The sequence below is a fragment of the Streptomyces sp. NPDC032161 genome (assembly GCF_040636995.1).
Taxonomy (GTDB): Bacteria; Actinomycetota; Actinomycetes; order Streptomycetales; family Streptomycetaceae; genus Streptomyces.
Map to the genome: position 1 here is coordinate 171,826 of NZ_JBEZVN010000005.1, position 12,192 is coordinate 184,017.

Below are 12,192 nucleotides of genomic sequence, written 5' to 3' on the forward strand. Positions count from 1 at the left end.
AGGTGTCACGGGTGCACAGACCATCGGTGTGCGGTACGGGTGCCGGAGTCCGCGGCGAACAATGCCGAAACGGACGTCCCTTTCACCGAGCCGTGAGGTTACTGGCGGGAAACACCGCCGCACAATCCTGTTGTCCGAGATTGTTGCCCCGTGACCGATTCCTCGTTCCCGGATGAGTGCGCCACGAGGGCGACTTGTCATTCGGTGCGCACCCGTGTGATGGCAGAACCGGCCATCGAGACGGTCTTTCGCCGGTGCGGAGAACTTGTCATCCCGTGACAGTTCCCCCCGGTTTCCTGCTCAATTCGTGCGAAGAACACGAGGGGGGTGGCGCGGGCCGGCGAAAACTTGGAGAGCCGGTATTGCCCGGTCAGGTTACCCAGCCGTAACGTCGCCCCCGTAGGCAACTCGGCCACGATGTCCGACGGTTGCTCCCTCTCGGAACGCGCGGGCCCGGCCCGGTCCCGCCGCTGGGGTTGCGCATCCGTCGACAAGGCGTACGCGGGAGTTTGTCATCGCATGACAAACGGGCCGGCTCCTGAAGAAATGGCTGTTCAAGGGCTTGTCCCGGCGGTCCTGATGAACTTAACGTGCGCCCCTCGGTGCACTTCTGTCACTTCGTGAGTGCATGCAGGAGGTGGGATGGGAATCGAAGTCGTCGTCGAGGGCCTTACCAAGTCTTTCGGCAAGCAGAACATCTGGCAGGACGTGTCGCTCACACTGCCTGCCGGTGAGGTAAGCGTGATGCTCGGCCCGTCCGGCACCGGAAAGACGGTTTTCCTCAAGTCCATCATCGGACTGCTGAAACCGGAGCGGGGACGCGTCCTCATCAATGGTGTCGACATGGTGAACAGTCCCGAGCGGGACATCATGGAGACGCGCAAACTGTTCGGGCTCATGTTCCAGGACGGCGCGCTTTTCGGCTCGATGTCGCTGTTCGACAACATCGCCTTTCCGCTGCGCGAGCACACTCGCAAGAGGGAATCCGAGATCCGGCGCATCGTCATGGAACGGATCGACGTCGTCGGTCTGCTGGGCTCCGAGGGGAAACTGCCCGGAGAGATCTCCGGAGGGATGCGCAAACGCGCCGGGCTGGCCCGGGCCCTCGTGCTCGACCCGCAGATCATCCTGTGCGACGAGCCGGACTCAGGACTCGACCCGGTCCGCACCGCCTATCTCTCCCAGCTCCTCATCGACCTGAACGCGCAGATCGACGCGACGATGCTGATCGTCACCCACAACCTCGACATCGCGGCCACGGTCCCCGACAACATGGGCATGCTCTTCTGCCGCAACCTCGTCACCTTCGGTCCGCGTGAGGTCCTGCTGACCAGCGACGAACCGGTCGTCTCCCAGTTCCTCGCGGGGCGCCGGGAAGGGCCCATCGGCATGTCCGAGGAGAAGGACGCGGCCACCCTCGCCGCCGAGCGACGGGGCGCCGAGGGCGGCGGATCCGCCCCGGCGCCGGGACCGCGCACCGTGGTGCCGCAGTTGGAGCCCTCGCCCGGGATGCCGGTCCGCCGGGCCGTCCAGCGCCGCCGCGAGCGGGTCCTCGGCATGATGGGCCAGCTCCCCGAGGCCGCCCGCACGGCCATCATGAACAGCTACGCCCCGGCCGCCGGCGGTGCCAGGCCATGACCGCCGACCTTCCGGTGCGGCCCCCGGGGCCGCCCGCCACCGACGCCCCGCCGCCGGACCCGGTGCCGGTGCGCAGACCGCCGACACGGCTGCTGGCGCCGCTGCGCGAGACCGGGAAACTCTTCGCGCTCGCCCTGTCCGTCACCCGGTCGGTCTTCCGAAGGCCGTTCCAGGTACGGGAGTTCGTCGAGCAGTTCTGGTTCATCGCCAGCGTCACCATCCTGCCCGCCGCCCTCGTCTCCATCCCGTTCGGCGCGGTCATCGCCCTCCAGGTCGGGTCGCTCACCCAGCAGCTCGGCGCCCAGTCCTTCACGGGCGGCGCCAGCGTCCTCGCCGTGATCCAGCAGGCCAGCCCGCTCATCGTGGCCCTGCTCATCTCCGGCGCGGGCGGCTCCGCGATCTGCGCCGACCTCGGCTCGCGGAAGATCCGCGAGGAACTCGACGCCATGGAGGTCATGGGCGTCTCACCCGTCCAGCGCCTGGTCGTCCCGCGCGTCCTGGCCACCATGGGCGTGGCCGTCCTGCTCAACGGACTGGTCTCCGTCGTCGGCACCCTCGGCGGCTACTTCTTCAACGTGATCATGCAGCACGGCACGCCCGGCGCGTACCTCGCCAGCTTCTCCGCGCTCGCCCAGCTCCCCGACCTCTACATCAGCGAGGTCAAGGCGCTGATCTTCGGCTTCATCGCGGGCATCGTCGCCGCCCACCGCGGCCTGAACCCGCGCGGCGGGCCCAAGGGCGTCGGGGACGCGGTCAACCAGTCCGTCGTCATCACCTTCATGCTGCTGTTCTTCGTGAACATGATCCTCACGGCGATCTATCTCCAGATCGTCCCCGCGAAGGGGAGCTGAGAGACGATGTCCATGCTCGGCCGGCTGGATCGCTCCGGCGACCAACTCACCTTCTACATACGGGCGTTGATCTGGATCCCGCGCACCCTGCGGCGCTACCTCAAAGAGGTGCAGCGGCTCCTGGCCGAGGTCGCCTTCGGCAGCGGCGGACTCGGCGTCGTCGGCGGGACCATCGGCGTGATGATCGCCATGACCCTCTTCACGGGGACGGTCGTCGGCCTCCAGGGCTACGCCGCCCTCAACCAGATCGGCACGTCCGCGTTCACCGGCTTCATCTCCGCCTACTTCAACACCCGCGAGATCGCCCCGCTCGTCGCCGGACTCGCGCTCTCCGCGACGGTCGGCGCCGGGTTCACCGCCCAGCTCGGCGCGATGCGGATCAACGAGGAGGTGGACGCCCTCGAAGCGATGGGGGTGCGCTCCATGCCGTACCTCGTCACGACCCGGGTCATCGCCGGAGTGGTCGCGATCATCCCGCTCTACGCCATCGGGCTGCTCTCGTCGTACGTGGCGTCCCGTTACGTCACCGTCCTGTTCAACGGACAGTCGGAAGGCACCTACGACCACTACTTCAACCTCTTCCTCTCCCCGGACGACGTGCTGCTGTCCGTGTTCAAGGTGCTCGTCTTCAGCGTGATGGTGATCCTCGCCCACTGCTACTACGGCTTCCGCGCCGAGGGCGGGCCCGCAGGGGTCGGCATCGCCGTGGGCCGGTCGGTGCGCAACGCCATCGTGCTGATCAGCGTCACCGACTTCTTCCTCTCGCTCGCCATCTGGGGCGCCACGACGACCGTGAAGGTGGCCGGATGACGAAGACGACGCAGACGACGAAGACAGGGACGACCCGCCGCCGGATCGCCGGGATCGGCTTCCTCCTCGTGCCCGTCGCGCTCGTGTGGACCTCGGTCGCGGTGTACAACAAGGACTTCACCCACGACGCCACCGTGACCGTGCGCACCGGCACCGTCGGCAACGAGATGCACCGGAACGCGGACGTGAAACTGCGCGGCGTCGTCGTCGGACAGGTCCGCGCCATCGACGCGGACGGCGAGGGGGCCCGGCTCACCCTCGCCATCCGGCCCGAGGAGCTGGACCGCATCCCGGCGGACGTCACCGCCCAGATGCTGCCCACCACCCTCTTCGGCGAACGATTCGTGGCCCTCGTACCGCCCGAGACCCCCTCCGCGCGGAGCCTGAAGGCGGGCGACACCATCCCGCAGGACCGCTCCGGCAACGCCATCGAACTGGAGCAGGTCCTCGACAACGTCCTGCCGCTGCTCACCGCCGTACAGCCGCAGAAGCTCTCCGCCACCCTCACCGCCGTCTCCCAGGCGCTCCAGGGCCGCGGCGAGAAGCTGGGCGAGACCCTGGTCACGCTCGACGCCCACCTGAAGAAGCTCAACCCCCAACTGCCCACGCTCAATGCCGACATCAAGGAGCTCGTCAGGGTGAGCGCCGTGTACGCGGACGCCGCCCCGGACGTCCTCGACGCACTCACCGACTTCACCACCACGAGCGGCACCCTCGCCGAACAAGAGGCCGGACTCGCCGACCTGTACGGATCGACGACCGCCTCGGCCCAGGACGTCACCGCCTTCCTGAAGAAGAACAAGGACAACCTCATCCGGCTCTCCGCGACGAGCCGGCCGACACTGGAGACCCTCGCCACGTACTCCTCCGAGTTCCCCTGCACCCTGCGCACCCTCGCCACCTTCGTCCCGGCCATGGACAAGGCCCTCGGCAAGGGAACGAACCAGCCCGGACTGCACGTCACGCTCAAGACCGTGCCCTCCAAGGGGAAGTACGTGGCGGGCAGGGACACCCCCGTCTACGACGCGACCGGCGGACCGCACTGCTACTCCCTGCCCTACATCGGCGACACCGCGCCGACCGCGGACGTCCGCACCGCGCACCGGGACCCGTCGGCCCGCTCCGGCCCCCGAGCCCCCGAAGAGGTCCCGGCGGCCGACGCGTCGCTCGGCATGCCCAACTCCCGGCAGGAGAGCCTGCTCGTCAACGAACTGGTCGCTCCCACACTGAAGGTCCAGCCGCGGGACCTGCCCGAGTGGAGCAGCGTGCTCATCGGCCCGGCCTTCCGCGGTGCGGAGGTGAAGCTCAAGTGAAGCGCCGCTCCCTCGCGGGACCGCTCGCGAAATCGATCGTCTTCGTCCTGGTGACGACACTGGCCACCACCGTGCTGGCCCTGTCCGTCGCCAACACCGGCGTCGGCGGGACCAGTTCGTACAAGGCCAGGTTCACCGACGTCACCGGGCTGGTCGTCGGCGACAGCGTCCGGATCGCCGGGGTCAAGGTCGGACAGGTCGAGTCCATCGAGGTCGCCGACCGCAGGCTCGCCGAGGTCGGTTTCACCGTACGGAAGGGGCGCGGGCTCCCGGCGTCGGCGACCGCGTCGATCAAGTACCTCAACATGGTCGGCCAGCGGTACATCGACCTCGACCGGGGCGCCGGGCCGGTGGGCGAGAGCCTCGCCGCCGGCTCCACCATCCCGGTCTCCCGCACCACGCCCGCCCTCGACCTCACCCAGCTCTTCAACGGCTTCCAGCCGCTGTTCGAAGGGCTCTCCCCGCCCGACGTCAACGAACTGGCCGGTTCCATCGTCCAGGTGCTCCAGGGCGAGGGCGGCACCGTCGACAGCATCCTCCAGCACGTCGGGTCGCTGACCGGCACCATCGCCGCCAAGGACAAGGTGATCGGCGAGGTGATCGAGAACCTCAACACGGTCCTGAAGACCGTCAACGACCGGGAGGCGGGCTTCGACGACCTCGTCGTCACCCTCCGCAAGCTCGTCAGCGGATTCGCCGGGGACCGCCAACCGCTCGGCCGCGCGGTCACCGCCATGGGCGCCCTGACCACCGTCACCGCCGACCTGCTCGACGACGGCCGGGGGCCCCTCAAGGACGACATCCGGCAGCTCGGGCGCCTCTCCGACCGGCTCGCCGACAACACCCCGCAGATCGAGAACTTCCTGCGCAGGACGCCCGCCAAGATGGCGGCCATCAGCCGCACCGCCTCGTACGGCTCCTGGCTCAACCTCTACCTCTGCGAGGCGAGGGTCACCGGTGTGACGACCAGCGACGGCAGCGCACCGCCCACCGGCATCGCCATCACCCAGCCGAGGTGCCTGTCATGAGGATCAAGCCCGTGCGCGAACGCAACCCCGTCCTCGTCGGCGCCGTCGGGCTGCTCGTCCTGGCCCTCGTCGGGCTCGCCGCCTTCCGGGCCGACTCGCTGCCGTTCATCGGCGGCGGCACGACGTACACCGCCGCGTTCACCGAGTCGGCCGGTCTGACCGAGGGCGACGAGGTACGGATCGCCGGGGTCAAGGTCGGCGAGGTCACCGGAGTCGCCCTCGACGGCGCCGAGGTGAAGGTGACCTTCCGGGTGCGGGACGCCTGGATCGGCGACTCCAGCACCGTGGGCATCGCCATCAAGACGCTCCTCGGCGAGAAGTACCTCGCGGTCGACCCGCTCGGCGACGGGCCGCAGGACCCGCACGAACGCATCACGACCAGCCGCACCACCTCCCCGTACGACGTCACCCAGGCGTTCGACGGCCTGGGCGAGACCATCGGGGAGATCGACACCCGGCAGCTCGCCAAGAGCTTCGAGACGATCTCGGCCACGTTCAGGAACTCCCCGCCGAACGTCAAGAGCGCCGCGAACGGACTCTCCGCGCTCTCCAGGACCGTCTCCGAACGCGACGCGCAGCTCGCCACCCTCCTCAGGAGCAGCAAAAGGCTGACGAAGACCCTCGACGGCAAGAAGAGCAGCTTCGAGACCCTGCTGGAGGACGGCAACCTGCTCCTCGGCGAGATCCAGGCCCGCCGCGACTCCATCCACCTGCTGCTCACCGGCACCCGCGACCTGGGCACCCAGCTCACCGGTCTCGTCGCCGACAACAAGAAACAGCTCGGGCCGACGCTCCACGCGCTCGGCCGGGTCACCGCGGTCCTGCAGAAGAACCGCAAGAGCCTCGACAAGGTGCTCGCGCTCGCCGGTTCGTACAACCGGCTCGTCGGCAACACCCTCGGGAACGGCCGCTGGTTCGACAACTACGTCTGCGGCGTCGTCCCGAAGAACTACCTGCCCGCCGGCACCCCGCCGGCCACCGGATGCATGCCTCCCCGGCAGGAAGGCGGCCACTGACATGAGACCGACCCGCATCGTCGGCGTCGGCGCCGGGCTCGCCGTCATGGCCGTCGCCGCCACGACCGGGGTGATGGCCCTGGACGACCGGGGCGGCACCACCGTCACCGCGTACTTCGACCGGGCGACCGGCGTCTACGCCGGATCCGACCTGCGGATCCTCGGCGTGAAGGCCGGCCGGGTCCAGTCGGTGCGGCCACGCGGCAAGGAGGTCGAGGTCGTGCTGCGCGTCGACAAGGGCGTCAAGGTCCCGAAGGACGCCCATGCCGTCGTCGTCGCTCCCAGCATCGTCGCCGACCGGTACGTCCAGCTCGCCCCCGCCTACACCGGCGGACCGCTGCTCGCCGACGGCACCGAACTCCCCGCCGCGCACAACGCCACCCCCGTCGAGGTCGACCAGCTCTACGCGTCCATCACCGAACTGGCCGACGCGCTCGGCCCGGACGGCGCCAACGCGCAGGGCGCGCTCGCCGGACTCCTCGACACCGGGGCCAAGAACCTCAAGGGCAACGGCAAGGACATCGGGAACTCCATCGAGCAGTTCGGGAAGGCGACGAAGACCCTCGACAAGAGCAGCGGGGACCTCTTCGAGACGCTGTCCTACCTTCAGTCGTTCACCACCATGCTGAAGGACAACGACGGCGAGGTGCGCGACGCCGAACGCCAACTGAACTCCGTGACCGGCTTCCTGGCCGACGACAAGAAGAACCTCGGCGCCGCGCTCAAGGAACTCGGCACGGCGCTCGCCCAGGTCAAGACCTTCATCCAGGACAACCGCTCCGCGCTCAAGAAGAACGTGGACGCGCTGGTGCCGCTCACCCGGACCCTCGTCGACCAGCGCGCCTCGCTGGCCGAGTCCCTCGACGTCCTTCCCCTCTCGGCGGGCAACGTGCTGAACGCGTACGACCCGAAGAACCGCACGCTCAACGGCCGCACCGACCTCAACGAACTCAGCATGGGCGGTCCCCTCACCCAGCCGGCCGCCGGTCTCCGGGGGCTCTCCCCGGTGGGCACCGAACGGCAGCGGGCGCTGCCCTCGCTGCCGCTGCCCGCGGTGGGCACGGTCTACGGCACGCCCGACAAGAACGGGAGCGCCGATGCGTCCGTTCACGACGCGGGGAAGCGGAAGGGGACGGGCCGATGAGCGGAGGACTCCGCGGATCCCGGACCCCCGCGGCGGCCCGGGCCACCACACTGGGCGTGCTCGGAGCCGTCTGCGCCCTCGTCCTCACCGGCTGCGCGGCTCCCCGGTTCCCGGGCATCGAGCAACTGCCCCTGCCCGGCGGCGCGGACCTCGGCGACCACCCGTACGAGGTCACCGCCGACTTCGGGGACGTGCTCAGCCTCGCCCCGCAGTCCTCGGTGAAGGTCAATGACGTCTCCGTGGGCCGTGTCACCAGGATCTCGCTCGTCCCGGGCAGCTGGCACGCGAGGGTCACCATGCGGGTCAACGGGGACGTCGAACTCCCCGCCAACGCCTACGCGCACCTCGAACAGTCCAGCCTCCTCGGCGAGAAGTACATCCAGCTCTCGCCGCCCGCGCGAGGCACCGCGCGCGGCACCCTCGCCGACGGCGACCGGATCCCGCTCACCCGCACCAATCGCAACCCCGAGGTCGAGGAGGTGTTCGGCGCCCTGTCGATGCTCCTGAACGGCGGGGGCATCAACCAGCTGAAGACCATCACCACCGAACTCAACAAGGCGATGGCCGGGAACGAGCCCAGGATCCGCTCGATGCTCCACCGGGTCGACACACTCGTCACCGACCTCGACGCGCACCGGGAGGACATCACCGAGGCCCTCGACGGCGTCAACCGGCTCTCCACCACCCTCGCCACCCGCAAACAGCAGGTGGGCAAGGTCCTCACCGACCTCAGCCCCGGCATGAAGGTCCTGGAGAAGCAGCGCGGTTCCCTGCTGACCATGCTCCGGGCCCTCGACACCCTCTCCACCGTCGCCGTCGACACCATCGACAGGAGCAAGGACGACACGATCGCCGACCTGAAGGCCATCGCACCCACCCTCAAGGCGCTCGCGGACTCCGGGAACGACCTGCCCGACTCCCTCCAGGTCCTGCTCACCTACCCGTTCACGGACGAGGTGCTGCGCGGGGTGAAGGGGGACTACCTCAACGTGTACCTGGACCTGACCGCCGTGCCCGGCACACAGATCATCCCGGCGTTCGACCCGGACGCGGTGACGGCACCAGCGGCGAGGGCGGCCGTGCCGTCGGCCGACGCGGCACTGCCACTGCCGCTCCCCTCGGTCACGGCACCGGCCACGGTCTCCGGGACACCGGCCCCGGGCAGGCCCGGCACGACCGCCCCGACCGCGACGGCCCCGGGCACGCCCCGGACAACGGCGCCCGGCACACATCCGCCGGCGTCGCCGGACGGCCCGTCGGCCTCGGACGAGGCGTCGCCCTCGGAGGGGAGCAACCGGTGATCACCCTCGCCATCAGGCTGAAGAACATCGCGTTCCTGATCATCGCGGTGCTGGTGCTCGGCTACCTCGGGGTCCGGTACGCCGGCCTCGGCCACTACGTCGGCCTGCGCGACTACTACACCGTCACGGTCCAACTCCCCAGGACGGGTGGCCTGTTCACCCACTCCAACGTCACCTACCGAGGAGTCTCCGTCGGACGGGTCGGTCCCATCGAACTCACCGACGACGGCGTCGCGGCCGAACTGCGCATCGACAACTCCGCACCGCCCATCCCCGACGGCCTGAAAGCCGTAGTGGCCAACCTGTCGGCGGTCGGGGAGCAGTACGTCGACCTGCGGCCGACCCGCTCCGGCGGCCCCTACCTGGCGAACGGCTCGGTCATCCTGCAGGCCGACACCACCGTCCCGGCCCCCGTGACGAACGTCCTCACCAGCATCGACGGCCTCGCCGGATCGGTCGACCTGGAGTCGCTGCGCACCGTGGTCGACGAGTTCGGCGCCGCGTTCACCGGCCGGGGCGACGACCTCCAGGTCCTTCTGGACACCGGGAGCGACTTCGTACGGGCGGCCGACGACGCGCTGCCCACCAACACGAAGCTCATGGCCGACGGACAGGTGGTACTGCGCACACAGGCCGAACAGGGAGAGGCGCTCAAGGGGTTCGCCTCGGGTGCCGAGGAACTGGCGGCCCAGCTCAAGGGGTCGGACACGGACCTGCGGAAGCTGATCGCCGCCGCCCCCGACGCCACCGGGCAGATCAGCGGCCTGCTGCGCGATCTCGACCCCGCCTTCGGCGTCGTCGTCGCGAACCTCCTGACCACGTCCGAGGTGGCGGTGACCCGGCAGCGCGGCATGGAGGAACTGCTGGTGAAACTGCCCGCGGTGGTGGCGGCCGGGGCCAGCGCGATCGACGAGGACGGCGCCAGGTTCGGCATGTCCGTCACCTTCTTCGAACCGCTTCCGTGCACCGCCGGATACGGCGGCACCACCTACCGCAACGGTCTCGACACGTCGAAGGGCCCGGCGGTCAACACCAAGGCGCGCTGCACCGCCTCACCGGGCACCGGCATCAACGTGCGCGGCAGCGCGAACGCGCCGAAGGGCGGTCCGCTGCCGAAGCCCGCCAGACCCGGCTCGCTGCTCCTCGGGGCCGATGCCGGAGGGGCGCTCCCCGGCGCGCTCGGGTCCGTCGGGGACCCGGAGCCCGCCCCGAGGGGCTTGGCCGGGCTGCTCGGACTGGAGGCCGGCCGATGAGCACGCGTGCAAGGACCATGACCGCCTGGGCGGCCGTACTCGTCGCCGCGCTGGTCTGCGCGCTCGGCGGCTGGTCGTACGCACGGGCGCGGGGCGACGACACACTCGCGTACGCGAAGAACCGCGATGCCGCCCTGGCGGCGGGCAGACACCACCTCGCCCGGCTGAACAGCCTGGACGGCAAGGACGCCCGGAGCGTGGACGAGGGATTGCGGCAGTGGCTCGACGCCACCACCGGCCCCCTGCACGACCAGCTCGCCCGTACCCGGAAGAAGGACGCGAGCGAGCTGCGCAGGAGCGGTGGCACGGCGCGCGGCACCGTCACCGACGCGGCGCTCACCGCCCTCGACGAACGGGCCGGCACCGCCGAGCTGATCGCGACCGTGGACGTCCGGATCACCCCGCGCACCGGTCGGCCGGGCACCGAACGCAAGCGCTTCGAGGCCACGCTCGCCCGGACCGGGGGCGGCTGGAAGGTCAAGGCGCTGACGGCGATCGCGGCCGGTGGCGCATGAGGAGCGGGGGAGGACGGCGATGGTGAGCACGGACGAACGGGTCGGGAACCGGGACGCGGACGTGGATGACGGGAGCGCGGCGGGCGCGGACGCGGCGCCGGGGAACGCGTCGGACGAGACGGCCGGTGCGGACGAGGCGGACGACGCGAAGGGACCGGACGGGGCGCCCCGGTCCGCCCGCCGCCGGATCCTCGCGGGCTCGGCGGTGCTGCTGACCGTCGCCCTGCTCGCCGCGGGCGCCGGGCTCTTCGTCGAGGCCCGGCAACTGCGGGACACTCCGGCCACCGACAACCTCGCGCTGACCGACTCCGCGGCGACCACCAGGGTCATCGGTGACGTCAGCAACGCGCTCGGCACGGTGTTCTCCTACGGTCCGCGGGAGACCGACGCCACCAAGGAGTCCGCGAAGCGGTACCTCGACGGGAAGGCGCTCCAGCAGTACGCGGCGTTGTTCGGCCAGGTCGAGAAGCAGGCCCGGGACCAGGAACTGACCCTCACCACCCATGTCGTACGGGCCGGGGTCACCCGGCTGACCGGCACGGGTGCCCATCTGCTGGTCTTCCTCGACCAGGTCTACGAGCGCCGGGGGAGGGCCGCCACCACGGCCGCCGCCCAGCTGTCCGTCACCGCCGAACTGCGGGGCGGGCACTGGCGGATCGTCGACATCGCCGCCAGATAGCCGCCGGACGGCCACCGGGACGGCACCGCGTGGCATCCACCGCTCAGCTCAGTTCAGCCGCAGGGGAGAGACAGCAATGGCACGGGTACGGACGAGGAAGAACCCGCTGGTGATGGCGGCGCTCGCGCTCGCGGTCGTGGCGGCCGGGGGCGCGGTCCGGGGCGGCTGGTCCTGGTACGGGGCCGCGCACGAGGAGTCGGTGGCGTACGCGAGGACGCGCGACGACGCCCTGGCCGCGGGGGAGCAGGCCGTGCAGAACATGAACACCCTCGACCACCGGAAGCTGAACGAGGGGCTGGACGGCTGGGAGGACTCCACCACCGGCGATCTGCACAAGCAACTCGTCGACGGGCGGAGCGGGTTCGAGAAGCAGATCCGGGCGGCGGAGACCGTGAGCACCGCGAAGGTGCTGTCCGGCGCGGTCACCGAACTCGACGAGCGGGCCGGCAAGGCGTCGGTGATGGTCGCGTTGCGGATCACCGTGACCGCCCCGAAGGCCGAGCCCGCGGTGAAGGAGAGCCGGATGCTCGGGCAGCTCACCCGCACGCCCGAGGGGTGGAAGCTCAGCGCCCTCGGCCAGGCACCGGTCGGCAACACGGCCGGCTGACGCCCCGGCTCCCCACCCCGTCACCGAGAGGACCCCG

Annotated in this window: 12 protein-coding genes; all 12 read left to right on the forward strand. The window is 70.2% G+C overall.

Going from position 1 to position 12,192, the window contains the following annotated elements; translation table 11 throughout:
* Positions 1–642: 642 nt before the first annotated feature.
* Positions 643–1,638, forward strand: coding sequence for an ATP-binding cassette domain-containing protein (locus AB0E67_RS14985; RefSeq protein ID WP_362025950.1), 996 nt, complete (start codon positions 643–645; stop codon positions 1,636–1,638).
* Positions 1,635–2,489, forward strand: coding sequence for an ABC transporter permease (locus tag AB0E67_RS14990; protein WP_362025953.1), 855 nt, complete (start codon positions 1,635–1,637; stop codon positions 2,487–2,489). The genes AB0E67_RS14985 and AB0E67_RS14990 overlap by 4 nt, the downstream gene beginning before the upstream one ends.
* Before the next feature lie 6 nt (positions 2,490–2,495).
* Positions 2,496–3,299, forward strand: a complete 804-nt coding sequence (locus tag AB0E67_RS14995; protein WP_362025956.1) for an ABC transporter permease — start codon at positions 2,496–2,498, stop codon at positions 3,297–3,299.
* Positions 3,296–4,612 carry an MCE family protein gene (locus tag AB0E67_RS15000; protein ID WP_362025958.1) on the forward strand — a complete coding sequence of 439 codons (1,317 nt, stop codon included), beginning with the start codon at positions 3,296–3,298 and terminating at the stop codon, positions 4,610–4,612. The genes AB0E67_RS14995 and AB0E67_RS15000 overlap by 4 nt, the downstream gene beginning before the upstream one ends.
* Positions 4,609–5,640: an MCE family protein gene (locus AB0E67_RS15005; protein ID WP_362025961.1), complete on the forward strand. Its 1,032-nt coding sequence runs from the start codon at positions 4,609–4,611 to the stop codon at positions 5,638–5,640. The genes AB0E67_RS15000 and AB0E67_RS15005 overlap by 4 nt, the downstream gene beginning before the upstream one ends.
* The gene (locus tag AB0E67_RS15010) at positions 5,637–6,656 is read left to right on the forward strand and encodes an MCE family protein (protein ID WP_362025963.1); all 1,020 of its coding nucleotides are present in this window, start codon (positions 5,637–5,639) and stop codon (positions 6,654–6,656) included. Before AB0E67_RS15005 ends, AB0E67_RS15010 begins: the two co-directional genes overlap by 4 nt.
* 1 nt (position 6,657) lies before the next feature.
* Positions 6,658–7,800: an MCE family protein gene (locus AB0E67_RS15015; RefSeq protein WP_362025966.1), complete on the forward strand. Its 1,143-nt coding sequence runs from the start codon at positions 6,658–6,660 to the stop codon at positions 7,798–7,800.
* Positions 7,797–9,101, forward strand: a complete 1,305-nt coding sequence (locus tag AB0E67_RS15020) for an MCE family protein (protein WP_362025969.1) — start codon at positions 7,797–7,799, stop codon at positions 9,099–9,101. Before AB0E67_RS15015 ends, AB0E67_RS15020 begins: the two co-directional genes overlap by 4 nt.
* Entirely contained in the window at positions 9,098–10,354 is a 1,257-nt protein-coding gene (locus tag AB0E67_RS15025; RefSeq protein WP_362025972.1) for an MlaD family protein, read from the forward strand. The genes AB0E67_RS15020 and AB0E67_RS15025 overlap by 4 nt, the downstream gene beginning before the upstream one ends.
* Positions 10,351–10,869 (forward strand): hypothetical protein, encoded by a 519-nt coding sequence (locus tag AB0E67_RS15030; RefSeq protein WP_362025975.1) that lies wholly within the window; start codon positions 10,351–10,353, stop codon positions 10,867–10,869. The genes AB0E67_RS15025 and AB0E67_RS15030 overlap by 4 nt, the downstream gene beginning before the upstream one ends.
* Positions 10,870–10,888: 19 nt before the next feature.
* Entirely contained in the window at positions 10,889–11,548 is a 660-nt protein-coding gene (locus AB0E67_RS15035; RefSeq protein ID WP_362025978.1) for a hypothetical protein, read from the forward strand.
* A gap of 76 nt (positions 11,549–11,624) precedes the next feature.
* The gene (locus AB0E67_RS15040) at positions 11,625–12,155 is read left to right on the forward strand and encodes a hypothetical protein (protein WP_362025981.1); all 531 of its coding nucleotides are present in this window, start codon (positions 11,625–11,627) and stop codon (positions 12,153–12,155) included.
* Positions 12,156–12,192: the final 37 nt, after the last annotated feature.